Consider the following 26,292-nt stretch of genomic DNA (forward strand, 5'->3'; position numbering starts at 1 on the left):
TGAATCCGGGCCGTTGCCGGCCTAGCAGCATGGGGCGGGGGATCGGGGCCGTTGCTGCGCTCCTGGTGCTATCTGCCTGCAACACGGTTCCTGCCGACAAGGAGAAGGACAAGCAGGCGGGCGCCCAGACGAAGCTGCTGAGCATCGCCCAGAGCATCGAGGCGAAGGGAGAAAGCGGAACGGCATTGGCGCTCTACGAGCGCGCCGCTGCTAATGCGCCGAACGATGCGTCGATGCGCGTCCGGCTCGGCAATGCGCGCCTCAAGGCGGGTGACGCCGAGGGGGCCGAGCAAGCCTTCCGCGCCGCCCTCGAGATCGATCCCAAGGACGCCGACGCGCTGCTTGGGCTCGGAACCGCTCAGTTGCAGAAGGGAGAGGCGGAGTCGGCGGCACGAAGTCTGGCACCGGCCGCCGAGGCGCTGAATTCGGTGGTGGCGTATAACAGGCTGGGAACGGCGCTTGTCTTCAGCGGCAACGGCGGAGCGGCGGAGGGTGCATTTTCGAGGGCTCTGGCGCTGCAGCCCTCCAACCTCGACACCACGACAAATCTGGCGCTTGCCGAAGCGCTCTCGAACAACCTGACGCAGGCGGTAACGCATATGACGACCGTCGTGGGCTCGCCGCTCGCCGAACGGCGGCATTTCGTCAACTACCTGATCGTTCTAACCATGGCCGGCGAAACGGAAAAGGCGCGGTCCGTCGCCGTGCCCGAGATGTCGGCGAGGCAGAAAAGCCAGATCCTCGCGAAGGCGGCAAAATTGCGCTCCATCCCGGATGTCGCCAAGCGTGCACAGGAAATCGGTCTGCTGGCGTCGTCCAGGGATGACGACGTCACATGAGCGAAACAAGCGAGGAGAAGACGCTTCCCGCTTCCGACAAGAAGATCCGGGACGCGCGCCGCAAAGGCCAGGTGCTGCACAGCCCGGACATGGTCTCTGGCATCGTCGTCCTGTTCTCCACCTTGTTTCTGTTCTATATCGCGCCGAATCTTGAGGTGAAGATCGACCGGCTCCTGGACGAGGCGTCTCAGATCCACGCCCGCCCCTTCGCCGATGTCTGGTACCGGCTGAGCACGATCGCCGCCGATGCGCTTTGGACGACGGTGCTGCCCATCCTCGGCATCACGATCATCGCCATTCTCGCCACCAACGTCGCGATCACCAAGGGCTTCGTCTTCTCGGCCAAACCGATCGAGCCGGATTTCAACCGCATCAATCCGGCATCCGGGCTGAAGCGGATCGCCTCGCTGAAGAGCGTCGTCGATTTCGGCAAGGCGCTGTTCAAGATCGTTGCGCTTTCCATCGCCTTTGCCGTCGTCTTCCATGCGGGGCTCGGAGCGCTTTTCCAGTCGCCGACCTGCGGCTTTGCCTGCCTGCATGCGACGTCGCTCTCCATGCTGAAGACCATCACATCAATCGCGATTGCCGCTTTTGTCGTCATGGGCGTGGTCGATGTCTTCCTGCAGCGCTGGCTGTTCATGCGCGAAATGCGCATGACCCGGTCGGAGAGCAAGCGCGAACACAAGGATACGGAAGGCGATCCGCTGATCAGGCAGGAGCGCCGCAAGCTGGCGCGTCTCTTCGGAACGACGAGGACCGGACTTGCGAGTGCCGTGCTGCTGATCGGCGAGGAGCGGTCGGTCTCTATCGGCATTCGCTATGTCCGCGGCGAAACGCCCGTGCCGATCGTCGTCTGTCGTGCCGTTGGCCCGGCCGCCTCCTCGATGCGAGCACAGGCGAGAAGCCAGGGAATTCCCTTCATGGCCGAAGCGGAGCTCGCCGCCGAGCTTGGCAAGACACCCGTCGGGGCGCCGGTTCCGGACCGGCTCTTCCAAGAGGTGGCGAATGCCCTGGTCGCCAATGGTCTGATTTGAACGCCCGCAACGTCAGAGGAGACTTCACATGTCGGATTTGCCGCCGAGAATGCAGCCTCTGAGGCTGCTGCTTCTTCTCCTCCTTCTGACGCCGTCGGGCGGGCATGCGACCGCGGACCAGCCTTGGCCGCCGATCCTCGACAAGAAGAACAAGCGGGTCTGGATCGACAGCGGCTATATCGAGTTCCTGATGTCGCCGCCAGCCTACCCGCCGCGCCACGAGCGGGGAGCGCTGATCTCTCCGCACGCGGGGGCGTTCGTACCGAGGCATTTGGTGGAATACCGCACCCAGGAGGCGCCCGGAACGATCATCATCGATACGAGCCGCTACGCCCTTTACTACATCGTCGCCGACGGCAGGGCGCTGCGCTACAGTGTCGGCGTCGGGCGCGAAGGCTATGGCTGGCACGGAACCGAAATGGTGAGCGGCAAACGCGCTTGGCCGGAGTGGCGGCCGCCCGCCGACATGCGCGCCAGGCGGCCGGAGCTTCCGGCCCACATGGCTGGCGGCGTCGATAATCCGCTTGGCGCGCGCGCCATCTATCTCGGCGATACGCTCTACCGCATCCACGGCTCGAACGAGCCGGAAAGCGTCGGCCAATCCTCCTCTTCGGGGTGTTTTCGCATGACGAATGACGACGTCATCGATCTTTATGAGCGGGTGAAAATCGGTGCGAAGGTGATCGTGCTGTAGCGCCGGCAACAGATTCCAGCGACAGGGATGAGCGAAAGTAGGGGGCGCCGGAGCGAAAGTAGGGAGGCCGCGACGCGGCGTTTGGCGCTATGCGAGAGGGACACGTGCCGAGGATCACGTGGCCATCGATAGCTCGAGCGGGAGGCGGGCGGGAAACCGCGCACACTTTTCCTCATCCCGCTTAGACCAGACATCGCGGGAGGATAACGTGATACGTCTATTGCTGCTGGCGCCCTATATCGGGCTGCTATGGGTCCCCTTCTATAATTTCGAGGAGCCGAAGCTCTTCGGCTTTCCCTTCTTCTACTGGTACCAGCTTGCCTGGGTGCCGCTGACGTCGCTCTTCACCTATTTCGTCTACAGGAGCGTGCGTCATGACAGCTAACATCGACATGTCGGCGCTCGCCGTCTTCATCTTCTTCTTCGTGCTCGTCACGGCGATGGGCTTCTTCGCTTCGCGCTGGCGCCGGGGCGAATCGCTCGATCACCTCGACGAATGGGGCCTCGGCGGCCGCAAGTTCGGCACCTGGATTACCTGGTTCCTCGTCGGCGGCGACTTCTACACCGCCTATACGGTCATCGCCGTGCCGGCGCTGGTCTATGCGATCGGGGCTTACGGCTTCTTCGCGCTGCCCTACACGATCATCGTCTATCCGCTGGTGTTTGCCGTCATGCCGCTCCTGTGGAAGGCAGCGAAGGAGCGCGGCTACGTGACCGCCGGCGACGTGGTGCGTGGCACCTACGGCTCGCGCGCTCTGGAGCTTGCCGTGGCCTCAACCGGCGTGATCGCGACGATGCCTTACATCGCGCTGCAGCTCATCGGCATGGAGGTGGCGATCAAGGCGCTGGGGCTCACCGGCGAAATGCCGATCATCCTCGCCTTCCTGGTGCTGGCACTCTACACCTATTCGTCTGGCCTCAGGGCACCGGCGCTCATTGCTTTCGTCAAGGACATCATGATCTATATCGTGGTGCTCGCGGCGATCATCGTCGTTCCCTCCAAGCTCGGCGGCTATAGCGCCGTCTTTTCGGCAGCCGACGCGGCCTTCGAGGCGAAGGGCAAGGGCGGCATCCTGCTCGATCCGACGCAGCTCGTTCCCTATGTGACGCTCGCACTCGGCTCGGCGCTTGCCGCCTTCATGTATCCGCACACGCTGACCGGCATCTTCGCCTCGTCCGGCGCCAACACGATCCGCAAGAATGCGGTGCTGTTGCCCGCCTATACGCTGCTCCTCGGCCTGCTCGCCCTGCTCGGCTATATGGGCCACGCCGCCGGGCTTCAGCTTCAGAGCAACAACGACGTCGTCCCGACGTTGTTCAAGACGCTGTTCCCGGGCTGGTTCGCAGGCTTTGCCTTCTCGGCGATCGCCATCGGCGCGCTCGTCCCGGCGGCCGTCATGAGCATCGGCGCAGCGAACCTCTTCACCCGCAACTTCTGGAAGGTCTGGGTCAATCCGGATGTCACCCCCGCAGGCGAGGCGCAGGTCGCCAAGATCACCTCGATGCTCGTCAAGGTGGGGGCGCTTGTCGCCATCCTGCTGCTGCCGACCCAGTTCGCGCTCGACCTGCAGCTGCTCGGCGGCCTGTGGATCTTGCAGACGCTGCCGGCCCTCGTCTTCGGCCTCTATACGAGCTGGTTCCGCGCTCCGGCGCTGCTTGCCGGCTGGGCGGCCGGCTTCATCGGCGGCTCGGCTCTCGTCTGGTCGGACGGGCTGAAGCCGCTGCACGCGCTGGCCTTCGACGGCGTGACCGTCTCGGTCTATACCGGGCTGCTGGCGCTGGCGCTCAACGTTACCGTGGCGGTGGTCGTCAACCTCATCGTGCCGGCGAAAGAAACCGCCGACGATGATCTCCATGTCGCCGAGGCCGACTCGCGCAGCTAAGTTCAAGGGGCCGGCCGGATCAGGCCGGCCCCTTGCCGATCGCTCCCTCGCCGGTGCCGGCTTCCACGTCGCGTTGCCATTCGGCGGGTGATATGGCAATGAACCAAGAGCGGCGGCGAAGGGTATGCCGCGCTACAGCGACGCGTGTCTGGCCGGACCCGCAAGGCGCTGTAGCACTTTGAATTGCTGCATGATTTGTCCTTAGTCGGTCGCGACTTATGTGGCCATGCAGTTGGGCAGCGAGGTGCCATGCCCGGTTGGGTCGTCCTCTCCGTTTCTACAGCCTATGTCGTCATCCTGTTCCTGATCGCCTGGTGGACGGATCGGCAAGGTGCGGGCCGGCGCTTGGCCGTACCCACCGAGTGGATGGCGGCACTCGGCTACGCGCTGACGCTCGCCATCTACAATACGTCCTGGAGCTTCTACGGTTCGGTCGGGCGCGCCCTGAGCGGTTTCGACTTCCTGTCGATCTATGTCGGTCCGACCCTCGTGCTGATCTTCGGGCAGCGGCTGATCGCCAGGATCGTCACGGTCGCGAAGAGCCAGAACATCACCTCGATCGCCGACTTCATCGCGGCGCGATACGGCAAGAGCCAGGCACTCGCCGCGCTCGTCACCATGGCGGCTCTGCTCGCCGTGCTGCCCTACATAGCGCTGCAGTTGAAGGCGGTCGGCACGAGCTTCGACATCCTGACGTCGCCCGCCGTCGCCCCCGAAGGCGTCCGGCCGATCCGCGGCGACAGCACGTTTGCCGTAGCCGCCTCGATGGCGCTCTTCGCCATCATGTTCGGCGTTCGGCATATTCATGCGAGCGAGCACCATCGGGGGCTGATGGCGGCGATCGCCTTCGAAAGCCTGGTCAAGCTTTCGGCCTTCGTCATCGTCGCGCTGTTCATTGTCTTCGGCATGTTCGACGGTCTCGGCGACCTCGTCGCCCGCGCCGAGGCGGATCCGCGCATGGGGTCCTTGCTGGCGCCGGACTTTTCCGATCCGACCTGGATATCGAACACCATCATTGCCGCGATCTCCTTCCTCTGCCTGCCGCACATGTTCCATGTCGCCGTGGTGGAGAACAAATCGCTGTCGCAGGTGCGCGCCGCCGCCTGGCTCTACCCCGCCTATCTCATCGTCTTCAGCGTCCTGATGGTGCCGATCGCCATAGCCGGCATCGCCCGTTTCGCCGACACGGTAAACCCGGACACCTTCGTGATCTCGCTGCCGCTTGCCGCCGATGCCCCCCTGATGGCGCTGATCGCCTTTCTCGGCGGCTTCTCGGCGGCGACCGGCATGGTGATCGTCGCCTCGGTGGCACTGAGCACGATGCTCTGCAACGACGTCATCGTCCCCCTGCTGTTGCGCTCGCGCCTCGTTGGCCGCGGCGGTGCAATCTGGCCGTCGCCTTCGGCCCTGCTTTTGGTGCGGCGGATCTCCGTCGCGGCCATCCTGCTGCTCGCCTACATGATGAACCGCCTGGTCGATCAGGCCTATCCGCTGACCGTTATCGGGCTGCTCTCCTTCGTTGCGATCGCCCAGTTCGGCCCCGCTTTCCTCGGAGGATTGCTTTGGCGGCGCGCCAAGAGCGCCGGGGCGGGCGCCGGCATTGTCGTCGGCTTCGCCTTCTGGATCTACACGCTGCTCCTCCCCTCGATTGCGCCGCTCGTGCCCGCCGTCGACGCCGTGGTCGTCAACGGGCCACTCGGGCTCGCCTGGCTCAGGCCGCAATCGCTCTTCGGCATCGTCGGCCTCGATCCGATTTCGCATGCGACGCTCTGGAGCCTCGGTGCCAATCTCGCCGTCTTTGCGGCCGTGTCCTTGCTGGCGGATCGTTCGCCGCTCGAGCGTCTCCAGGCGGAGGCCTTTGCCGAGCGGGTCCCGGCGCCGCCGCCGCTCGCCTCATTGCCGCTCGTCACGCGGCTTGACGACCTGAAGACGCTCGCCGCTCGCTTCGTCGGAGCCGAGCGCAGCGTTTCCGCCTTCGATGACTTCGTGGAACAGCGCCGCGCGCGACAGGACGGACTTGCCGATGTGGATGCGATGCGGTTCACCGAGAACCTCATCGCCGGCGCGCTCGGTGCGGCCTCGGCCCGCGTGGTGATGGCCGCGGCGCTCGAAAGCCGTTCGCTGTCGCGCAAGGCAGCCGTGGGGATGCTGGACGAGGCGTCGCAGGCGCTGCATTTCAACCGGAAGCTCCTGCAAGGGGCGCTTGAAAGCGTGCCGCAGGGCATTTGCGTCTTCGACGCAGACCTCGCCATCGAGGCGTGGAACGCCCGGTTCCTTACGCTGCTCGACCTGCCGAAGGACCTGATCCGCGTCGGCCTGCCGCTCGCCGACCTCGTCGACTTCAACCGCGAGCGCGGCGAATACGACGCCGAGGACCTCAAGGCCCTGCTCGTCAACCGGGATCTCGCCAGACAATCCTGGCCCTATGTCTATGAGCGCAAACGGCCGGACGGCATGGTGCTGGAGATCGCCTACGACCGCATGGCGGAGAGCGGCTATATCTCGACCTACACGGATGTGACCGAGCGGCATCGGGCCGCGGCCGGCCTGCGCCGCGCCAACGAGGAGCTGGAGCGGCGTGTCCAGGAGCGGACGCAGGCGCTTGAGCAGGCCAAGGCCGAGGCAGAGCGCGCCAATATCGGCAAGACGCGCTTTCTCGCCGCGGCAAGCCACGATCTGCTCCAGCCGCTGAATGCGGCGCGGCTTTATCTGGCGGCGCTCGACGAGAGCCTGCGCCTCAAGCCGGACGAAGCCGAAAAGGACCTGCGGACAGAGGAGCGGGCGCTTGCGAAGAACGCCGCGGCGGCACTTTCCTCGACCGAGCGGCTGCTCGACGAGCTGCTGGACATCTCGTCCTATGATTCCGGTGCGGTTCGGGCGCAGCCCGTCGATTTTTCGGTCGGCTCGCTTCTCGCCCAACTCGAGCTGGAATTCTCCGCGCTGGCGCGTCAGCGCGGCCTGATACTCAAGGTCGTCGCCTCGACGCGTTTCGTCCGCACCGACCCGCAGCTCCTGCGTCGTGTGCTGCAGAATCTTCTCTCGAACGCGATACGCTACACGCCCAGGGGAAGGGTTCTGCTGGGGTGCCGGCGTCGGAAGGACGGCTTGCGCATCGAGGTCCGCGACACCGGCATCGGCATTGCCCCGGAGCGCCAGAAGGAGATTTTCGAGGAGTTCCGCCGGCTCGATACGGGCGAGGAGCGGGAGAAGGGAAGCGGCCTCGGCCTGGCGATCGTCGAGCGCATCTGCCGCTTGCTCGATCTTCCCTTAAAAGTGCGCTCCCGACCAGGCCACGGAACGTGCTTCGTCGTTACCGTTCCGCTCGCGGCGCAAGCTGCCGCGGTCGCCGCTTCGGAAAAGACGACGGGGGCCTCGGTCGCAAGCCACACCGCGCTTACCGTGCTCTGCATCGACAATGATGCGGCGATACGGGAGGGGCTGTCGGCCTTGCTCTCCCGCTGGGCACACCGGCCGATTGTTGCGAGCGACGAGAGGACGGCGCTTGCCAATTGCAACGGCCTGGTGCCAGATTTGGCGCTCGTGGATTACCATCTCGACGGCACGACCGGCATCGAAGTGCTGGACGGGCTGCGCAAGCACTGGGGCCGGGAGGTCAGGGGCCTGGTGATCACCGCGGATCGCAGCGAGGAGGTCAGCAAAAAGGCGAAAGCGCTTGGCTGCGAGGTCATGGCGAAGCCGGTGAAGCCGGCCGCCTTGAGACGATATCTGGATGCCGTCGCCCTGCTCAAGGGCGCCGGGCTGCAGGGGGAGGAAGAACATGAGCACGCGCATCGTCATCGCGGATGACCATCCGATGGTCCAGGCAGCCTTGCGCAGCGCTCTCGTCGCGGTGCTGCCGGAGCTCGAACTGATCGCCTGCCGGTCGGTCGACGAGGTGCTCGAGGTGCTCTCGAGCGAGCGGCATGAGGTGGATCTCGTCCTGCTCGATTTGACCATGCCCGGCACGGATGGTTTTGCGGGCCTGTTCCTGCTGCATGCCCATTATCCGACCCTTCCGGTGGCGATCGTTTCGGCAAGGCAGGACGCGGCGACGATCCAGAAGGCGATCACCTTCGGCGCTTCCGGCTATATCCCGAAATCGCTGGACCTGCCGGAAATGGCGAGCGCGATCCGCGCAATCCTCGACGGCGAGATCTGGACGCCGCCGCGCTTCGGGGCGGAGACGGCCGATCCGGATGTGGCGATGAGTGCCCGCCTCGCTTCGCTGTCGTCGCAGCAATTGCGCATTCTGACGAAGATCATAGAGGGCAAGCTCAACAAGCAGATCGCCGGCGAGATGGACATCGCCGAGCAGACGGTGAAAGTGCACGTCTCGGCAATCCTCAAGAAGCTCGGCGTCGTCAGCCGCACCCAGGCGGCGGTGATGTGCGAACGGTTGCTGTCGACCAGCGCTCGCGATGCGGGATAGGCAGCGTGGGCTCTTGGCCGATCACTAAGGCCGTTCTCAAGAGTGCTGGGACCTCCCCTCCCGCTACTGCTTCGGCAGGCCCTCCGGTCTGAGGTGCTTCTTTAGCGCGGCGATGCGGAAGATGGCATTGGCCGCACCATAGCCGCGATAGCTGCGCCGCTCGACGATCTCGAAGAAGAAGCCTTCGCCGTAGGTGGGGCTGTAGAGCTGAAAAAATTCGCCGTGCTCGTCGCGATCATAGAGGATGTTTTCCGCCTTCAGCCGCTCGGTCATGTCCGGCTCCAGGCCGAAGCGCGCCTCCACATCGTCGTAATAGTTGGGCGAGATCTGCAGCGGGCGGAAGCCGTTCCGCCGGAGCGCCGCCGCGGTTGTGAAGATGTCATCCGTATGGAAGGCGAGATGCTGGACCCCGGAGCCGAATGTCTCGGCGATGAAGTGGCCCGCGAGCGTGCGGCGGTTTTCCGCCCCGTTGAGTGTCAGGCGCAGCGTGCCTGCGGCATTCTCTACGACCTGGCTGCGCACCACCCCGGCAGGATCAATGATATCGACCATCGGCGTTTTCTCCGCCGCGAAGATCGAGGTGTAGAACAACAGCCAGGTCGGCATTTCCTCGTAGGCGACCGTCTGGGCGACGTGGTCGACATGCCGGAGCCCGGCGTCCTCCTCCGCGCCTTCCTCCTCGAACGGCTCGAAGTCGATCTCCCAGATGCGGCCGAGGTCGCCCTTGTCGTCGAGGAGGTAGAGGAGCCCGCCGCCGACGCCGCGGATCGCCGGCACCTCGACCTCGCCCTTTGCGACCGGCTGGCTGAAGGACTCGGCGTCGAGCGCCAGCGCGCGTTCCATGGTTTCCTTCGCGTCGTCGACCACGACACCCATTGCATAGGCGGAGCTGCCGTGAACGGCATAGGAGGAGCCGGCAAATCCGGTTTCGTCGGTATTTATCAGAATGCGGATGTCGGCCTGCTGGTAAACGTCGACTTTCTTCGAGCGGTGCGTAGCGGCCTTGCGGAAGCCCAGCGTCCTCAGGATGGCGGTCAGGTCAGCGGCATCGTCGTCGGCAGCCGCGAATTCGACGAAGCCGACTCGCTGGACCGGAGCCCGCCCCGGCATCGGCGCAACGGTGAGAGAGCCTGCATTCGGATGCCGTCGCACCTGATCGCCGAGATAGACCAGCGATCGATGGCCGTCGGCGGCGATCGGTTTGGCGGCCCCGCCGCGAAACTGATCGTTGAAGATTTCCAGCGAGAAATAACCATCGTAGCCGGTTTCGGCAATTGCGCGCGTGAACTCGCTGACCGGGAGGTCGCCTTCGCCGGGCATGTTGCGGAAGTGCCGGCTCCAATAGAGCAGGTCCATGTCGATCAGCGGCGCATCGGCGAGTTGGACGATGAAGATCTTCTCCTTGGGGATCGAGCGGATCGAATTCACTTCGATCTTGCGCGACAGCGTGTGGAAGCTGTCGAGGATCAGGCCGATATGCGGATGATCGGCGCGCCGGACGATCTCCCAGGCGTCGCGGTGATCCGAGATGTGGCGGCCCCAGGCGAGCGCCTCATAGCCGACGCGCAAGCCGCGTTTGGCGGCGCGTTCGCCGAGTTCATGGAAATCGGCCGCCGCCCGGTCGATGCCGCCGAGCGCGATTGGCGAGACGTTCGAGCAGACCAACAGGAGATCGGTGCCGAGCTGCTGCATGACGTCGAACTTGCGCTCGGCTCGGTCGAAGACGCGCGTCCGGTGCGGTTCAGGCATGCCTTCGAAGTCGCGGAACGGCTGGAAGAGAGTGATTTCCAGGCCATGGTCACGCACCATCCGTCCGACATCCGCGGGGCTGCCGTCGAAGGCGAGAAAATCGTTCTCGAAGATTTCCACGCCATCGAAGCCGGCCGCTGCAATCGCCGCGAGCTTGTCCGGCAATTCGCCGCTGATCGACACTGTTGCGATCGAGGTCCTCATCGTCCCTTTCCGTCGTCCCGGCCGGCCTTGTCGAGGCCCCAGAAGGCGATCTGCGTCGGCAGTTGCGCCAGCGTCATCTCGGCGCCGGCCTGGATTGCTATGCCGCGGCGCCGAGCCTCTTCGAGCCAGGGGGTTACCGGCGGCTTCGTCACGGCGTCGGCAATGATTTCCGCCTGCGTCAGCCGTTCCAGCGGAAAGGGATGGGGATCAGCGGCGTTCATGCCTGCCGGCGAGGCATTGATGGCGATGTCGACGTCGATGTCGTCCGGCAGGGAGTCCTGTGCCTGAAGCTGCGGATAGTCGCGGCGCAGCTGCCCGATCAGGCGGTCCGATTTCGCCCGATCGCGTTCGATGACGACGATGGTTGCCGCTCCCGCCTCGGCAAGCGCGTAGATGATCGCCGTTCCGGCGCCGCCGGCACCGACGACCAGCACACACTTGCCGCGAACGCTGACGCCGTTCTTCGCCAGCGCCGCGACCATCGCTTCCCCGTCGACCATGTCGCCGAGAAGCGTGCCGTCCGGCCTCCTGTGGATGATGTTGACGGCCTCCGCCCGGCGGGCCCGATCCGTCAGCGCGTCCACGCCGGTATAGGCCGCCTGTTTGTGCGGCATCGTCACCGAAAGGCCGGGGCAGTTCCCGGTGCCGCGGATGGCGTCGAGGAAAGATGCTACCTTGTCCGGCAGGATATCCACCGGGATGAGCACCGCAGCCACATCATTGTCGGAAAACCACGCGTTCACCGGCCTCGGCGACTTCACCTGCTCGACCGGATGACCGATCAGCGGAATGAAGACGGTCTTTCCGGTAATCTCGGGGACCGGCTGCATTCACGCCTCCTCGAGATGGGCGCCGAGGAAGAGCTGGCCGACGCGCGGATCGGCGAGCAGCTTGTCGGCCTTGTCGTATATCCGGCTCCGGCCCTGTTCGAGCACGAGCCCGTAGTCGGACATGGCGAGCGCCGCCTTGGCATTCTGCTCGACCATCAGGATGGTCACGCCCTCGTCACGCAGCCGGATCAGCGTGCGGAAGGTCTCGTTGATCATTTGCGGGGAGAGCCCGATCGACGGTTCGTCGATGAGGATCAGCGACGGATCGAGCAGCAGTGCACGGGCGATCTCGAGCTGCTTCTGCTGGCCGCCCGAAAGCGTGATCGCCTGTTCCTTCGCCTTCTCCTTCAGGATCGGGAACTGCTCCATCACCTCGTCGATGCGCCGTGCGATCCTCGACTGATCATTGGACGAAATGCCGCCGATCTCGAGATTATGGCGCACCGACAGCATCGGGAATAGGTTGCGTCCCTGGGGCACATAGGTGACGCCCTTGGCGAGCATCTTCGCCGGCGGCAAGGACGTCACGTCCTCGCCGTTCAGGAGCACGGTTCCCGAGCGGATCTTCAGGAGCCCGAAGATCGCCTTGAAGACCGTCGATTTGCCGGCCCCGTTCGGACCGATCACCGTGGTGATCGTACCCTTGTCGATCTTGAAGGACGTGCCGTTCAGGATCGTCATTTTGCCGTAGCCGCCATAGACCTGCTTGAGTTCCAGCATGGCTCAACCTCCGAGATAGGCTTCGATGACGGTCGGATCGTTGCGCACCGTTTCCGGGTCGCCTTCGGCGATGATCCTGCCGTTCGCCAGCACGATGATGCGCGTGCAGAGCGACATCACGAATTCCATGTTGTGTTCGATGACGACGAAGGTGGCGCCGCGTTCCTGGTTGAAGGCCTTCAGGCGCTCCTTCAGGTCGGCGAGCATGGTGAGGTTGACGCCGCCGGCCGGCTCGTCGAGCATCACCAGCTTCGGTCCCGCCATGAACGCCATGGCGGCGTCGAGCAGCTTCTGCTGGCCATAGGAGAGCGATCCCGCCTTTGCGTGGGTCTGGTGCCCAAGCCGAAAGAAGTCGATCATCCTCAAGGCCTCCTCGGTGAGGCCCGCATCCGACTTGCCGAAGAGGCGCGAGAGCATCGTGCCCTTGTGCTCCTGGCCGGCCAGGATGATGTTGTCGAGCACCGTCATCTCCGGAAACACCTGCAGCATCTGGAAGGTGCGGCCGACGCCGAGCTTGTTGAGGTCGCAGGGGCGTTTGCCTGCGACCTCCTTGCCATCGACCAGCACGGTTCCCGTCGAGGCGGGCAGTTGCCCGAGGACGCAGTTGAAGAGGGTCGACTTGCCGCTGCCGTTCGGGCCGATCAGCCCGAGGATCTCGCCCTGGTGGACATCGAACGACACGTCGTCCACGGCTCTCAGGCCCCCGAAGGACTTGCTGACATTGCGTACGGAAAGGACCGGCGTCATCGTCCCGCCTCCCAGGTCGTGGCATTCGGGTTCTGCTTAAGCTTCAGGGCCGTGCGGGCACGCTCGACCAGTCCGAGTAGGCCGGTCGGGCAGAAGACCATCAGCACGATGACCAGCGTGGCATAGATCATCAGGTAGTATCCCTCGGTGAAGCGCAGGAACTCCGGCGCGAGAACGATCAGCAGCGCGCCCAGAATCGGGCCGAAGAAGAAGCCGGCGCCGCCGACTATGACCATCAGCAGGACCTTGAGCGAGACGGTCAGGCCGAAAGAATGCGGATCGATGAACTGGGTGAGCTGTGCGAGGAGGCTGCCGGCAAGCCCGCCATAGGAGGAGCCGATGGCGAAGGCGAGAAGCGTCGTCTTGCGGATGTCGACGCCAAGGCTGTTGGCGCGAATGGGGTTCTCCCTCAATGCCTTGAAGGTGCGGCCCCAGGGCGAGCGGATGATGGCGTAAAGCGCGGCCGCCATCAGCACGAAGAGCGCAAGAACGAAGAAGTAGAAGGCCACCGGCGTCTGCGTCGGCAAGCCGAGGACCTCAGGCCGCGGAATGCCGACGATGCCGTAGGTGCCGCCGGTCAGCCATTCCTCGTTGCGCAGCACGAGCACCACGAGAGCGTTGAAGGCCAGCGTGATGAAGGCCAGGAAGTGATGCTGGACGCGCAGGGCCGGGTAGCCGAGCAGAAAGCCGATGACGAAGCATGAGACCATCGCCGCGATCATCGCGACCGGCCATGGCACGCCGGCCATGGTCATGAGCGCCGTCATATAGGCGCCGATGCCCATGAAGGAGGCCTGGGCCAGCGAGACCTGGCCGGCATAGCCGAGCGTCAGGTTGAGCCCCATGGCGGAGATCGAATAGACCAGCCACGAGCACAGCACGAACACGCCGTAGTTGGATTGGGTGAAGGGGAGCAGGATCAGGATCGCGAGACCGGCGACCAGTGTAGCGAGAGTGTGCTTGCTCATACGGTGCGTCCTTCGGCCTTTCCGAGCAGGCCTTGCGGCCGCACGAGGATGATGATGATGAGCAGGATCAGCGGGACCGCGGAGCGATACGACGCGGAAACGTAGGCTGCCGAGAGATTGTCGATGACGCCGATCAGGAGACCGCCGGCAAGCGCGCCGCGGATCTGGTTGAAGCCGCCGACAATCGCCGCGATGAAGGCGATCAGGCCGAGCGTCTCGCCGTTCGAGAACTTCGCCAGATAGATCGGCGAGATCAGGATGGAGGCGAGGAAGGCGAGGGTACCGTTGATCAGGAACGTGTAGAGGATCATCCGGCCGACCGGGACGCCGAGGATTTCGGCCACGTTCGGGTTCTGCGCGGTCGCCTGCATGCAGCGGCCGATCTTCGTCCCGTTCAGGAAGAGCTGCAGCAACGCCACCGCTCCGAGCGCGATCAGCAGAACGGCGATGTCCTGTACCGAAATGGCGGCGCCGAGGACGTTGAGGGTGCGGTCGGAAAACAGCGCCGGGAATGGCTGCGCCTCGGCCGTATAGAACTGCTTGACGCTTTCTTTCATCAGGATGCCGAGCGCGATCGTGGCGATGACGATCGGCAGGACGCCGTGCGGCAGCAGCGGATCGATGATGATGCGCTTGAAGCCGAGGCCGAGCAGCAGCAGCGAAAGAACAAGCGCGATCGCCATCGCCACCGGAAAGCTCAGGTCGAGAAACTGCGTTCCGGCGAGAACGAGGAAGGCGGGCAGCATGATGAACTCGCCCTGGGCGAAATTGATCGTCTGCGACGCCTGCCAGAGCAGGGTGAAGCCGATCGCCGCGAGCGCATAGATCGACCCCGTTGCCAGTCCGGAGACGAACAACTGGAAAAACGTGTCCATTGAAGATGTCCCAAAGAGGGGGGCTCCCAGCGGGCCGGAAGCCTGCCCGTTTTTTACAGTTTCGGCAGCGTGGTCACGACGGTCTGCTTGCCGTCCTTGACCTCGACGAGGAAGCTTTCGCGGTTGACCTCGCCCTTGTCGTCCCAGCTGGTCTCCATCAGGATGCCGGGTTCGTCAGCCGGGCTGATGGTCATGCCGTGCAGCGCATCCGCAAAGGCCTGCCGGTCGACCTTGCCGTTCTTGGTGGTGACGTACTTCACCACATAGGCGCCCATATAGGCCTTGATCGCATTGTGATCGGGTTTGTAGTTGTACTTCGCCTCGAACTTCTTGGCGAATTCCTCGATGCCGGGGATTGGCGCATTGGCGCTGAGGCCCACATGGCCGCGCACGCCGTTGACCGCATCGCCGGCAAGGTCGACGACCTTCTGGTTCATCAGCGTCGTTTCGCCGAAGACCGGCTGGGCCACGCCCTGCTTGCGGATTTCTTTGAGAAGCCGGGCGCTTTCCTCTTCATGCAGATAGGCGAAGATCGCATCCGCATTGCTCGACTTGAGCTTGATGACGTCGGCCGCGAAATCGGCCTGCCCCACCTCGCTCGATACGTCGGCATTGACCGCGATGCCGCTCTTCTCCAGCTCGGCGACAAAGGAATCGCGTCCGCCCTTGCCGAAATCGTCATTGACCCAGGCGACGGCGACCGACTTCACCTTCATTTCCTCGGTCAGGTACTTGACCAGTTTCGGCATCGACTGCTGGGCGCCAAACGAGGTGCGGAAAATATAGGGATTGCCCATGTCGGTAATGAACGGGGCCTCGGCGCCGGTCAGCTGCGGCACGCCGTTCTGCTGGGCGACCATCATGTTCACCTTGACCGAGCCGGAATAGATCGGGCCCATGATGACATAGGCACCGTCGTCGATCGCCTTCTGAACCATGGCGCGCGAGGTGGTCGGATCGGTCTGCGTGTCGTAATCCGTCACCTCGACCTGTTCGCCGAGGATGCCGCCGGCAGCGTTGATCTCCTCGAAGGCGAGCTTCAGCGCATCGCGCCAGTTGCTTCCGACGGTGGCGCCGGCGCCCGAAAGCTCGATCACGTTCGCAATCTTTATCGTATCGGCCCAGGATATGTTCGGCAGACCGGCCGATATCGCCATGGCGATCGCGATCGACGCAATAGCTGTCTTTGTCATGTTCTCCTCCTTAGTCCATTCTTCTATGAGCGGCGAACCTCCCCCGCCCAGCTTCGTGATACTGTCCGATCTCCGGCATAACGGCAAATACCAAGTTGTGTAGAGTCAATAACATCATGTTATCTTTTGGCGCGGGCCATTTCGGCTCTCAGCGTGTCGATGAAGCGCTCCGCGAAGATCGATCGCGGCACGTCCCGGCGGTACGCGACGAAGGTCGGAAAGGTCGTGTCCGCTTCGATCTCCAGGCATTTGATTCCTGGCACCCTGCCTCCGGCGACGGTGAACTCGTCGATGATGGCGATGCCGAGATCTGCGGCGACGAGGGCGCAGACGGTCGTGCCGAAACGCGCCTTGATCTTCATATCATAGGCGAGGTTCTGACGACGGAAAATCTCGGTCATCACCCGCCCGTAGGGATCGTTCGGATCGATGCCGATCAACGTATGGCGGACAATGTCCGCCGGTGCGATCGTGTCCTTCGCGGCGAGCTCGCTGTTTTGCGGGACGATGCAGAGCAGCCGGCCGGTCGCGAGCGGTTCGAAATGGATGATCGAATGTTCGAGATAGGAGCTGATGGCAACGACCTCGCCGCGGCCGACGAGCAGGTAATCGACCGCTTCCTCAATTTTAAGAATGTTGATATCGACATAGAGCCCCGGATACTGCTGGCGCAGCTTGGCGATCGCTCGCGGCACCATCACATTGGCGATGCTCGGAACGGAGCCGATGCTGAGCTCGAGCCCATCACCTTTTTCCAGCCGCTGCACCGCGAACTGCAGATCCTCGACCTGTCGATAAACGGTGTCGAGCAATCCGAAGATGTGCCGCGCTTCGGGCGTCGGCACATATCGCCCGTGGCTGCGGTTGAAGAGACGAACCCGAAGACTGTCTTCCGTATACTTCATCAGCCGGCTGACACCGGGTGCCGCGACGCCGAGGAGCTTCGCCGCACCGGCGACTGTGCCGGTGACCATGATAGCGCGAATCACCTCGATCTGTCGCAAAGTCAGCATGACGCCTCCCAACGCCTCCAACGAATCTATTGGTAAGTTTCAAGCGCCGCAGAAACAAGTTGTTAAGTTCACCCACCTCATTGGTGGTTCACGACGTCATATAGGCGCTGCTGGGCGGTCTCGACGGACATGTTTTCGTCGCTGAAGAATGCAGCCAGTACGCCGATCCAGCCGTCGGACATCTGCGTGGGCATGGCCATCGACTGGGCGCTGACGCCGCTGTTCCGGACGATCTTCTCGAGGCCCAGCCGGCCGCAGCGGTCGAGCCCGCTCGGATCGACGTCGGTGCGGACCGGCAGGGAACCCTTGATACGGCTGAAGGCAACCTGATTGTCGCGATCGAGCACCATGCGCGCGAAGGCGCGCTGCGCTTCGGCGGCGCCTTCGCGGTTGGTCAGCGGAAAGGCGAAGGCGTCGATGACCATGAAATAGGCGATTTCGGTGCCGGGTATCAGGCTGCAGCCGAAATCCTTGTCGACGGCGTAGCCGCGCGCCACCAGTTCACCCTTTGCCCAGTCCCCCATGAACTGCATGCCCGCCTTGCCGGCTCCCACGGCGGCCGTGGCGTCCGCCCAGGTCCTGTGCCGGCGAGCTGCCGCCGGTTCCGTATAGCGCGACAGACGCCGCAGCATGCCGAGCGCCTCTGCCATGCGCGGATCTTTGACCAGCGCCGGGTCGCCGCGGATGATCCGCGCGTAGCCATCGGCACCGAGTTTCGAATAGACGATGCCGTTGAAGATCAAGGAGATCTCCCACGGGCCTTCGCCGAGCGCGATGGGCAGGTGGCCCGCGGCCTCGATCTTCTCGGCGGCGGCGAAGATCTCGTCCCATGTCTCGGGCGCTTTCAGGCCGGCCTCGCGGAAGATGGCCTCGCTGGTCCAAAGCCAGTTCTCCGCGTGGATGCTGGTCGGCGCGAAGAAGACCTTGTCCTTGTAGGTAATGCGATCGAGCACAGTTGCCGGCAGGACGGGGCGCCAGTCATCCGCCGTGGCGACCGCTTCGATGTCGAGCACGATGCCCATCTCCGGCAGCTCGCGGGAGCCCTCATTGGCGTTCCATTGCATGACGGCGGGCGCATAGCCGTTGGCGATGCGATCGCTGACGATCCTGTGCACCGCCACTTTGTTTTCCGCAGGAAGATCGACCCACTGATGGCCGGCTTCGGCCCATGCCTTCCGCAATACGTCAAGTGCCGCCGACTCGCTCTTCGAAATCCAGAAATGCACGACATCCACGGCGCCGCGCTGATCGGCCGCCGCAGCGGGAAGGGAAGTCGCCAGCAGGAGTGCCGCCGCAAGCCAGGCACCCTTGATTTCTTTTCTCACAACATCCTCCATCCTTCTAGGTCACCGCCGCGCGATCCGCCTGAGCAGCGCCGTCGCAGGTCCTGAGTCCGTGCGCCGGTGGATGGCAGCGGCTTGTTGCGGCAGCCGCTTGCCTGCAAGGGCGACCGGCTCGGGTCTGGCGAAATGGTATCCCTGGCCGACGTCGCAGCCGGCCTCCATCAGGAAGCGTCTCTGCTGATCCGTCTCGATGCCCTCGGCGACGCAGCGCTTGCCGAGGCTCTGGGCAAGATGGATCATGGCGCGGATGATCTGCTCGCTGCGGGCGTCGCGGCCTATGCCGTCGACAAAGCTCCGGTCGATCTTCAATTCGTCGAAGGGGAAATCGCGTAGATGCACGAGCGAGGCGAAGCCGGTGCCGAAATCGTCGAGCGAGATCGAAAGGCCGTGCTCGCGGAAGCGCGCCACCGTCGCCAGGATCTGGTCGGCCGAGCGATTGAGAAAAACGTCCTCGGTAATCTCGACCGCGAAATCCTGCCACTCCAGGCGGTTCTCCCGGACGGTGGCGGCGAAAAACTCGTAGCCTTCGCCGCCGACCAGAAGGACCTCGGGAAGATTGACCGAAACGGGGCCGGGAACAAGGCCGGCATTCTTCCAGGTCTTGAGGTCGCGGCCGACAGCGGCGATCACGGCGCGGGTCATGCCGCGGATCAGCTGCGTGCCTTCCATCAAGGGCAGGAAGCGCCCGGGCGGAAGCAGACCGAGTTCGGGGTGCTGCCACCGCACGAGCGCCTCGAAGCCCAGATGCGTCCCGGTCATGAGATCGACCTTCGGCTGGTAGTGCACGACGAACTCGTTGCGATCGGCCGCAAGGACCAGGGCTAGCGAAAGCTGGTTCTCTTCGAGCCGCCGCGCCAGCGCCGCCTCGTCGAATATAACCATGGTGTTGCGGCCGGCCTTCGCCGTATAGAGCGCCAGGTCCACGATGCGCATCAATCCGGCCTCGTCCGAGGCATGATCGGGCACGATGGCACCGCCAATGCTTGCCGAGACCTGCAGGTCGCGTCCCTCGAAGGGAATGGCCGCGGCGATCGCCTCGATCGCCCGCTCGGCAACCGATTCGAGCGCGGATGCATCGCCAATTCCAGGCAGCAGCACGGCGAACTCGTCGCCGCCGAGCCGGGCGATGAAGTCGCTCGCGCGCAACGTCTCCTGGAGGGCGCTCGCGACGTGGCACAGCACCGCATCGCCGGCCGGATGGCCGAGGCCGTCATTGATGCTCTTGAAGCGGTCGAGATCGACCAGCAGCATGGAGAAGACGGCGCCGGTCCGCTCCAGTTCGCCAAAGAGATCGCCGAGCGCGGCGTTGAAGGACGAGCGGTTGTTGAGACCGGTCAGAGCGTCGGTGTGGGCAAGAATCGTTAGCTGTTGCTCGAAAGCCATCGTCCGGCGTTGCTCGTTGCGCAGCTTCTTCAGGAGGGGACTGAAGAGGAAGGTGCTCGCCAGAACAACGGTGGCGGCGATCAGTGCGAGGAGACCCGTGCTGATACGCTTGGCATTATCGATGCTGACGTCGCTGCGGTCGTGCGCGTGGCTGATCAGGTCGGCGAACTGGCGCATCAGCATGCTGTCGGCGGCGACCGCGAAGTCAATCGGCCCCCAGAACGAATAGCGCTGCCGGCGGTCCTCGGCGCTGGTATCGGCAATCCGCGCCGCCCGCTCGAGAAAGTCCTCGAGGCGGACATTGAGTTCGTGGCGCAATTCAACCGAAATCTCGTCGCGCGGGTTGAGCCGCTCCAGGAGATTGCCGCCGATGCTCCGATCCAGCTCGTGCAACTCTCCGCTGATCGCATGGATATCGCCGATCGCCCGATGGATGTCGTCGCGCATCGGACCGATGATGTAGTCCGGCAGGTTCGGATCAGCCGAGGCGCGCATCAGCGCGCGCGTGTGGTTGGCGAGCTGCTGGAAGCGGATGAACTGATTGCTGGTGAGAAAACTGATTTTCTGTTGAAGCGAATGGCGGTCGAGGGCGACCAGCATGGTCAGATAGGTGGCAGCGATCAGCAGAGTCATCACGATGACGGCATGGAGATAATGCCGGCCGATCGACCGAATATACTGCTCCAGCGATTGCCGCGGCTTGCTCAGCGGTTTTCCAGTCATCTCGTCATCCTGCCTCCGCTCCTACCTTTGTCGCCCCCGCCTTGCCTCCGTCAGGAGCTGGTCCTTGCTGGCTGTTCGTAGGCCCCTCGCACGGATTTCTGTGACAAGGCTGTCATGATGCGGTCGAGCTCGTCGGCAACCGAGAGCATGCGATCCCTGGCGTTCACGAGGTCGGCCACGCGGGCGCGGTCTTCGGAGGTTCTGGGCGAAAAAACGGCGATATTTGACATTTCGGAATTCCATGAGCTGTTAGAACGGCGGCGCGGCGACACCCGCCCCTCACCCTGGCCTTTACCCGCGGGCGGGGAGAGGGGCGTGGAGGGCGAGTCCCTTCGCCCCGCCGGGGAGAAGGTCGCAGCAGCGGGATGAGGGGGCGAGCTCCCCATCCCGGGGAAGCGCTCAGAACTCCTCCCACTCGTCGACGGCGGCCGCGGTCGCGGCCTTGCTGCCGAAGGCGCGGGCGATGCGGCTGCCGAGCGCACGTGCCGGGGAAGCGACCGGCTTTGCCGTTTCACCGGCGGCACGCGGGCCGGTAGCTCCCCCGAGCTTGAAGCGGGCGACAAGATCGCGCAGCTTGGCCGCTTCCAGGGCGAGGCTTGAGGCCGCTGCGGTCGACTGTTCGACCATCGCGGCATTCTGCTGGGTGCTCTGGTCCATCGAATTGACCGCCGTGTTGATCTCGGCAAGCCCGGTAGACTGCTCCTTGGCGGAGACGGCGATCGCGTTCATGTGGCTGTTGATCTGGCCGATGAAGCCGCCAATCACGTTCAGCGCCTCACCGGTATCGCGCACCAGCCTGACGCCGCTTCCGACTTCGGTCGTCGAGTTCTGGATCAGCCCCTTGATTTCCTTGGCAGCCTGCGCGGAGCGCTGCGCAAGCTCGCGCACCTCCTGGGCGACGACCGCGAAGCCCTTGCCGGCATCGCCTGCACGGGCCGCCTCGACGCCGGCGTTGAGCGCCAGGAGGTTGGTCTGGAAGGCGATCTCGTCGATGACGCCGATGATGTTGGAGATCTGCTGCGAGCTCTCCTCGATGCGGCGCATCGCCTCCTCGGCATACGACACAACCTCCGCGGATTTCGCCGCGCTGTGGTTGGCCTGGGTCGCGACCGTGCGGGCTTCCTCGGTCAGCTTCGTCGAGGAGCCGACATTGGCGACGATTTGATCGAGGGCAGCGGCGGTCTCCTCCAGCGAAGCGGCCTGCTGTTCGGTGCGCTTGGCGAGATCCTGGGCGCCGGAGGCGATCTCGCGGGTGCCGTTCTCCATCGTGCCGATGCTTTCGGCGATGGAGGACAAGGCTGTGCCGAGCTGGCGGACCGACTGGTTGAAGTCGTGACGCAGCGGCTCGAAGTCCGGCGCGAAGGCGTCGTTAAGCTGGAAGGCAAGGTCGCCGGCTGCAAGCCGCTTCAGGCCGGCGGCGAGATTGTCGGAGGCAAAGCGCAGCGCTTCGGCCCCGCGCTCGTTGCGGCGCTGGACCTCGGCGCGCTCGGCTTCCTGGCGGCTGCGCGAATCTGCCGCCTCCACTTCGAGGCGCTGATTGGCGAGCGCGTTCTGGCGGAACACCTCGACGGCCTCGGCCATCGCACCGATCTCGTCCTGACGGCCGGCGAAGGGGATCTGTGACTGTGCGTCGCCAGAGGCGAGATTGCGCATTGCGCCGGTAATGCGGGAAATCGGATTGGCGATACCAGAGACGGCAAAGGCGATGACGCCGCCGCCGGCAAGCACCCCGATCGCACAGAGAATGGAGATAAGTTTCAGGGCATTTTCCAGGAGATTCTGGATGTCCGCACCGGAACGGGCGGCGCCCTCCTTGTTGAGGCCGACGATGACGTCGACCGACTTGGCGATCTCGGCAAAGCGCGGCGCCATTTCCTTGGAAATGATCTGCTTGGCCTCCTCATCCTTGGTTGCGGCCGAAGCAGCGACCATCCGGCGGCCCGAGTCGATCAGTTGGCCGGCCGCGTTCTTGATCTTCGCGAGTTCGGTCTGTTCGTTCGCCTCGGTCACGAGCGCCGCGTAGTCGTCGATCGCCTTGAAGAAGCGGCTCTTCTCCTCCTCGATCGCCGTTTCGGCCGCCTGTTCCTCGTCGTCCGTCGTCGCCAGGACATGGCGATTAAAGGCCACCCTCAGGTCGGAAAGAGCGGTATCGATCTCCTTGGATCGCTCGACGCTCGGCAACCAATTATCGACGATCTCATCGCTCTTGACGTCGATGGTGGAGAGCGAGCTGATCGATACCCAGGAGATAGCGGCGGTCGTCAGGACCATACCGGCAATCGAGCCTATCAGCGACAATTTCACACTTGGTCGTTTCACTATGACTACCTCTGAACTGTATTCGGGAGACGAATCTCCGCGTGGTCGAGAATTTTGCCGCGATAGCTTGCCCGGTCGCTTCGAAGCCAGGACAACGGGAGGATTGTCCTTCGAAGGCAGCGGGGACAGCTTCAGAGCCCGAGCACGCAGCCGTCCTCTCGCGCCCCTTGCCGAGCGCGGCCAGCCGATCCTCGAAATCATGCGGTCTTGAAAATCCGGCGGGCTCATCCCGCAGGAGCGAACGGAGGAAAGGCCGAAGCCTTTTGGAGATCGAGACTCCGAGGAATCGGACACCGTCCTCCGGTTGCATGGCGATCGCCGTCGCAATCACCACCCAAGCGGTGTTGAGTAAACAAACGCTTAAATGCAACGCATGTCGAACAGTTCGCGGCGGAAAGTGGACACGTCCGTGCAGAAAGTGGATAGGACCAGTGTTTCGTTCCGAAGCCGCATCGGCCCCACCCCGTGCAAACGGCCGGCAATGCCGCGGCGGACGTCGCCGCTTCGGGCGATTGCCGGCGGCGGCCTGTCCGCCTATTGTCCCGAACTCTGCATGTTCTCCTTAAATCGACCTCGATCTAAGGAGACAAGCAGCAATTCAAAGTGCTAGCGGCCTTTGCGCGTCTGATAAGACGAGCGGCGCTGTAGAAGGAAAAACGCATAGTGATGGCCTATCTGCTGGTATTTCTCGGTGCCGGACTGGGCGGGGCGATGCGCCATGGCGTTAACCAGTTGGCCACCCAGGTCCTGGGTGTCGCTTTCCCCTATGGCACGCTGGCGGTCAACGTCACTGGTTCCTTCGCGATGGGCCTCCTTGCCGAATATTTCGCCTTGCGCGGCCATCTGCCTCAGGATGTGCGGCTGTTCCTGGCGACGGGCGTGCTCGGCGGGTTCACGACCTTCTCCGCCTTCTCGCTCGACACGATCAGTCTCTGGGAGCGCGGCGAGTGGACAGGCGCGGCAACCTACGCCGCTGCCTCCCTGGCCTTTTCGCTTCTCGGGCTGGTGGCCGGCCTGATGCTCGTCCGCTTCGTCACAGCCGGACAGGCGGTGTGATCGCTGCGCGCTTAATATTAGTGTTATCTTCTGTAGCAGCCGCGAATTCTTCACCAATTCGAAACCAAGAGGTGCCATTTCTTAAGGCTGAACGGAGCGACGCAACGCGCGTCTCAGCCGACATGAAGGCGGTGACCAACAACGAGCAACTCGCCCGCATGAACTGGGTTTTCACTGCGTCGGACGGATGACGGCGGCAGCGTCGGCATGGCGAGATGTGGTGAAGCACCTGCATGCCATGCAGATCGCACGTATTCATCTCATTGGATATCGAGGGCAGGCGAGCGGCGCGATCCGGCTGTGGGCAATCGCGAAGCGTCAGGGACAAGGAAACATCGATGAGCCATTTCAATAGCTTCGGGATCGCTGCACGCCTCGCCACCGGCTTCGGTTTCCTGCTTCTCATGATGGTCGGCTTGACCATCTATTCCGCCGTTGAGGTCGAAGAGATCAACGGCAATCTCGCCACCATCAATGACGTGAACAGTGCGAAGCAACGCTTTGCGATCAATTATCGCGGCAGCGTCCATGACCGGGCCATCGCTATCCGCGACGTCACGCTGGTGACCTCCAATGAGGACCACAATACGGCGGTCGCCACGATCGCGAAACTCGCCGCCACCTACGCCGAAAACGAAAAGCGGATGGCCGAAATGATCGCCTCTCCGGCCGGCGCGACCGAACAGGAGCGAACCATCCTCGCCGAAATCGCCGCGATCCAGGCCAAGACCAATCCGCTCGTCGCAGAAATCATCGCGCTGCAGAAGAAGGGGGACCGAGAGGCGGCGCGCCGCATCCTGCTAGAACACGCCAGCTCGCTTTTCGAGGCCTGGCTCGGCGCTATCAACAAATTCATCGACTACCAGGAAGCCTTGAACAAATCTATCGGCAGCGACGTGCGCGACACCGTGAGCGGTTTCGAATCCGTGGCATTCACGGCGCTCGGTGTCGCGGCGCTTCTTTCGATCGTCGCCGCCGCGCTGACGGCGCGCTCGATCATTGGCCCGCTTTCCAAGCTTCAACTGTCACTGAAGGCGATGGCCGAGGGCGACTTGAGCGGCGACCGCCGCCTTGAGGCGCGCCACGACGAGATCGGGATGTTGGCCCGTGCGGTCGCCGCGCTGCGGGATGCGATCTCCGCAAAGGCTGAGCGCGAGGCGGATGCAGAGGCGACACGGGCGATAACGGCGCGCCAGCGGCTCGAAGAGGATGCGAAGCAGCGCGATGCCCTGGCAGAACAGACGGGTGAGGCCGTCCATCAGCTTGCCGCCGCGCTGCAAAATCTGGCCGACGGCGACCTGACCCAGAGGATCGATACGCCGTTCATTCCGTCGCTCGACAAACTCAGGCTCGATTTCAACGCCGCGGTCGAAAAGCTGCGCGAGGCGATGCAGGCGGTTGCCGAGAATGCGAGCGCCATCGCAGGAGGCGCGCAGGAGATCCGATCGGCATCCGACGATCTTTCCAAACGGACGGAACAGCAGGCGGCTTCCGTCGAGGAGACGGCCGCCGCACTCGAAGAGATCACCACCACGGTCGCCGACTCCAGCAACCGCGCTCAGGAGGCGGGGCAACTCGTTCGCAAGACGAAGGATAGTGCGGAGCGTTCCGGACGCGTCGTCCGAGACGCGGTCGACGCCATGGGCAAGATCGAAGCCTCGGCGGTCGAGATCGGCAATATCATCGGCGTGATCGACGAGATCGCCTTCCAGACCAACCTCTTGGCACTGAATGCCGGCGTCGAGGCGGCTCGTGCCGGCGAGGCCGGCAAGGGCTTCGCCGTCGTTGCCCAGGAGGTACGCGAGCTGGCACAGCGTTCCGCCAAGGCCGCCAAGGAGATCAAGGAGTTGATCAACACCTCGAACGACCACGTCAAGAATGGCGTGGCCCTCGTCGGGGAAACCGGCAAGGCGCTGCGGGAAATCGTCGAGCAGGTCCAACAGGTCGACGGCAATGTCGGCGCCATCGTCGAAGCTTCGAAGGAGCAGGCGACGGGCTTGAAGGAGATCAACACGGCCGTCAACACGATGGACCAGGGGACGCAGAAGAACGCGGCTATGGTCGAGGAAGCGACGGCCGCCGCCCACGGTCTTGCCAGGGAGGCGGACGCGCTGTTCCAACTGCTGCGCCAGTTCGATATCGGCACAGGCGCGGCATCGGTGCACACGTCGTTGGCTCCCAGCCCGCGCTCGGCTGCTTGACCGCTTGCTTTAGTCGAATCTCCCCCCGTCGTGGGGGAGACGCCCGGCAGGGCAGAGGGGGTGTCGACATCCGCACTCCCGATCCGCCG

20 protein-coding genes are annotated in these 26,292 nt (G+C 63.9%); 9 read left to right on the forward strand and 11 right to left on the reverse strand.

Going from position 1 to position 26,292, the window contains the following annotated elements; genetic code table 11:
- Positions 1–29: 29 nt before the first annotated feature.
- From CO676_RS23845 to CO676_RS23875, 7 genes are all read left to right on the forward strand, one after another.
- The gene (locus CO676_RS23845) at positions 30–839 is read left to right on the forward strand and encodes a tetratricopeptide repeat protein (RefSeq protein ID WP_097522898.1); all 810 of its coding nucleotides are present in this window, start codon (positions 30–32) and stop codon (positions 837–839) included.
- Positions 836–1,873 (forward strand): EscU/YscU/HrcU family type III secretion system export apparatus switch protein, encoded by a 1,038-nt coding sequence (locus tag CO676_RS23850; protein ID WP_097522899.1) that lies wholly within the window; start codon positions 836–838, stop codon positions 1,871–1,873. Before CO676_RS23845 ends, CO676_RS23850 begins: the two co-directional genes overlap by 4 nt.
- Positions 1,874–1,901: 28 nt before the next feature.
- Complete coding sequence (locus CO676_RS23855; RefSeq protein ID WP_097522900.1) at positions 1,902–2,567, forward strand: L,D-transpeptidase; 666 nt, start codon at positions 1,902–1,904, stop codon at positions 2,565–2,567.
- Between the two features lie 208 nt (positions 2,568–2,775).
- Complete coding sequence (locus tag CO676_RS23860) at positions 2,776–2,952, forward strand: DUF3311 domain-containing protein (protein WP_179875621.1); 177 nt, start codon at positions 2,776–2,778, stop codon at positions 2,950–2,952.
- Positions 2,942–4,450: a sodium:solute symporter family protein gene (locus tag CO676_RS23865; RefSeq protein WP_097522902.1), complete on the forward strand. Its 1,509-nt coding sequence runs from the start codon at positions 2,942–2,944 to the stop codon at positions 4,448–4,450. Before CO676_RS23860 ends, CO676_RS23865 begins: the two co-directional genes overlap by 11 nt.
- A gap of 249 nt (positions 4,451–4,699) precedes the next feature.
- The gene (locus CO676_RS23870) at positions 4,700–8,257 is read left to right on the forward strand and encodes a PAS domain-containing hybrid sensor histidine kinase/response regulator (protein WP_097522903.1); all 3,558 of its coding nucleotides are present in this window, start codon (positions 4,700–4,702) and stop codon (positions 8,255–8,257) included.
- Entirely contained in the window at positions 8,229–8,879 is a 651-nt protein-coding gene (locus CO676_RS23875) for a response regulator transcription factor (protein WP_097522904.1), read from the forward strand. Before CO676_RS23870 ends, CO676_RS23875 begins: the two co-directional genes overlap by 29 nt.
- 63 nt (positions 8,880–8,942) lie before the next feature.
- Here CO676_RS23875 and CO676_RS23880 read toward each other — a convergent pair whose 3' ends face one another.
- The 11 genes from CO676_RS23880 to CO676_RS23935 form a co-directional block, all read right to left on the reverse strand.
- Positions 8,943–10,832: a sugar phosphate isomerase/epimerase and 4-hydroxyphenylpyruvate domain-containing protein gene (locus CO676_RS23880; protein ID WP_097522905.1), complete on the reverse strand. Its 1,890-nt coding sequence runs from the start codon at positions 10,830–10,832 to the stop codon at positions 8,943–8,945.
- Complete coding sequence (locus tag CO676_RS23885; protein WP_097522906.1) at positions 10,829–11,662, reverse strand: shikimate dehydrogenase; 834 nt, start codon at positions 11,660–11,662, stop codon at positions 10,829–10,831. Before CO676_RS23885 ends, CO676_RS23880 begins: the two co-directional genes overlap by 4 nt.
- Positions 11,663–12,382, reverse strand: a complete 720-nt coding sequence (locus tag CO676_RS23890; RefSeq protein WP_014762890.1) for an ABC transporter ATP-binding protein — start codon at positions 12,380–12,382, stop codon at positions 11,663–11,665. It abuts the gene before it with no gap.
- Between the two features lie 3 nt (positions 12,383–12,385).
- The gene (locus CO676_RS23895) at positions 12,386–13,129 is read right to left on the reverse strand and encodes an ABC transporter ATP-binding protein (protein ID WP_097522907.1); all 744 of its coding nucleotides are present in this window, start codon (positions 13,127–13,129) and stop codon (positions 12,386–12,388) included.
- Positions 13,126–14,097, reverse strand: coding sequence for a branched-chain amino acid ABC transporter permease (locus CO676_RS23900; RefSeq protein ID WP_097522908.1), 972 nt, complete (start codon positions 14,095–14,097; stop codon positions 13,126–13,128). The genes CO676_RS23895 and CO676_RS23900 overlap by 4 nt, the downstream gene beginning before the upstream one ends.
- Complete coding sequence (locus CO676_RS23905) at positions 14,094–14,972, reverse strand: branched-chain amino acid ABC transporter permease (protein WP_097522909.1); 879 nt, start codon at positions 14,970–14,972, stop codon at positions 14,094–14,096. Before CO676_RS23905 ends, CO676_RS23900 begins: the two co-directional genes overlap by 4 nt.
- Before the next feature lie 53 nt (positions 14,973–15,025).
- On the reverse strand, positions 15,026–16,165 hold the full coding sequence (locus CO676_RS23910; RefSeq protein WP_097522910.1) for an ABC transporter substrate-binding protein: 1,140 nt from the start codon (positions 16,163–16,165) through the stop codon (positions 15,026–15,028).
- 119 nt (positions 16,166–16,284) lie between these two features.
- Entirely contained in the window at positions 16,285–17,178 is an 894-nt protein-coding gene (locus tag CO676_RS23915) for a LysR family transcriptional regulator (RefSeq protein ID WP_097522911.1), read from the reverse strand.
- A 77-nt stretch (positions 17,179–17,255) separates the two neighbouring features.
- Complete coding sequence (locus CO676_RS23920; RefSeq protein ID WP_179875622.1) at positions 17,256–18,515, reverse strand: ABC transporter substrate-binding protein; 1,260 nt, start codon at positions 18,513–18,515, stop codon at positions 17,256–17,258.
- 9 nt (positions 18,516–18,524) lie between these two features.
- On the reverse strand, positions 18,525–20,627 hold the full coding sequence (locus CO676_RS23925; RefSeq protein WP_097522912.1) for an EAL domain-containing protein: 2,103 nt from the start codon (positions 20,625–20,627) through the stop codon (positions 18,525–18,527).
- Between the two features lie 399 nt (positions 20,628–21,026).
- Positions 21,027–22,946, reverse strand: a complete 1,920-nt coding sequence (locus CO676_RS23935; protein ID WP_097522914.1) for a HAMP domain-containing methyl-accepting chemotaxis protein — start codon at positions 22,944–22,946, stop codon at positions 21,027–21,029.
- Between the two features lie 666 nt (positions 22,947–23,612).
- Here CO676_RS23935 and crcB point away from each other — a divergent pair.
- On the forward strand, positions 23,613–24,002 hold the full coding sequence (crcB, locus tag CO676_RS23940) for a fluoride efflux transporter CrcB (RefSeq protein ID WP_097522915.1): 390 nt from the start codon (positions 23,613–23,615) through the stop codon (positions 24,000–24,002).
- Between the two features lie 338 nt (positions 24,003–24,340).
- Entirely contained in the window at positions 24,341–26,203 is a 1,863-nt protein-coding gene (locus tag CO676_RS23945; RefSeq protein ID WP_097522916.1) for a methyl-accepting chemotaxis protein, read from the forward strand.
- Positions 26,204–26,292: the final 89 nt, after the last annotated feature.

Origin of the sequence: Sinorhizobium sp. BJ1, assembly GCF_002531555.1 — a bacterium.
In the GTDB taxonomy this organism is placed as follows: domain Bacteria; phylum Pseudomonadota; class Alphaproteobacteria; order Rhizobiales; family Rhizobiaceae; genus Sinorhizobium; species Sinorhizobium fredii_B.

Coding starts and splice junctions, on each gene's coding strand:
- CO676_RS23845 (WP_097522898.1), top strand. CDS start 30: ATGGGGCGGGGGATCGGGGCCGTTGCTGCGCTCCTGGTGCTATCTGCC.
- CO676_RS23850 (WP_097522899.1), top strand. CDS start 836: ATGAGCGAAACAAGCGAGGAGAAGACGCTTCCCGCTTCCGACAAGAAG.
- CO676_RS23855 (WP_097522900.1), top strand. CDS start 1,902: ATGTCGGATTTGCCGCCGAGAATGCAGCCTCTGAGGCTGCTGCTTCTT.
- CO676_RS23865 (WP_097522902.1), top strand. CDS start 2,942: ATGACAGCTAACATCGACATGTCGGCGCTCGCCGTCTTCATCTTCTTC.
- CO676_RS23870 (WP_097522903.1), top strand. CDS start 4,700: ATGCCCGGTTGGGTCGTCCTCTCCGTTTCTACAGCCTATGTCGTCATC.
- CO676_RS23875 (WP_097522904.1), top strand. CDS start 8,229: ATGAGCACGCGCATCGTCATCGCGGATGACCATCCGATGGTCCAGGCA.
- CO676_RS23880 (WP_097522905.1), bottom strand. CDS start 10,832: ATGAGGACCTCGATCGCAACAGTGTCGATCAGCGGCGAATTGCCGGAC.
- CO676_RS23885 (WP_097522906.1), bottom strand. CDS start 11,662: ATGCAGCCGGTCCCCGAGATTACCGGAAAGACCGTCTTCATTCCGCTG.
- CO676_RS23890 (WP_014762890.1), bottom strand. CDS start 12,382: ATGCTGGAACTCAAGCAGGTCTATGGCGGCTACGGCAAAATGACGATC.
- CO676_RS23895 (WP_097522907.1), bottom strand. CDS start 13,129: ATGACGCCGGTCCTTTCCGTACGCAATGTCAGCAAGTCCTTCGGGGGC.
- CO676_RS23900 (WP_097522908.1), bottom strand. CDS start 14,097: ATGAGCAAGCACACTCTCGCTACACTGGTCGCCGGTCTCGCGATCCTG.
- CO676_RS23905 (WP_097522909.1), bottom strand. CDS start 14,972: ATGGACACGTTTTTCCAGTTGTTCGTCTCCGGACTGGCAACGGGGTCG.
- CO676_RS23910 (WP_097522910.1), bottom strand. CDS start 16,165: ATGACAAAGACAGCTATTGCGTCGATCGCGATCGCCATGGCGATATCG.
- CO676_RS23915 (WP_097522911.1), bottom strand. CDS start 17,178: ATGCTGACTTTGCGACAGATCGAGGTGATTCGCGCTATCATGGTCACC.
- CO676_RS23920 (WP_179875622.1), bottom strand. CDS start 18,515: ATGGAGGATGTTGTGAGAAAAGAAATCAAGGGTGCCTGGCTTGCGGCG.
- CO676_RS23925 (WP_097522912.1), bottom strand. CDS start 20,627: ATGACTGGAAAACCGCTGAGCAAGCCGCGGCAATCGCTGGAGCAGTAT.
- crcB (WP_097522915.1), top strand. CDS start 23,613: ATGGCCTATCTGCTGGTATTTCTCGGTGCCGGACTGGGCGGGGCGATG.
- CO676_RS23945 (WP_097522916.1), top strand. CDS start 24,341: ATGAGCCATTTCAATAGCTTCGGGATCGCTGCACGCCTCGCCACCGGC.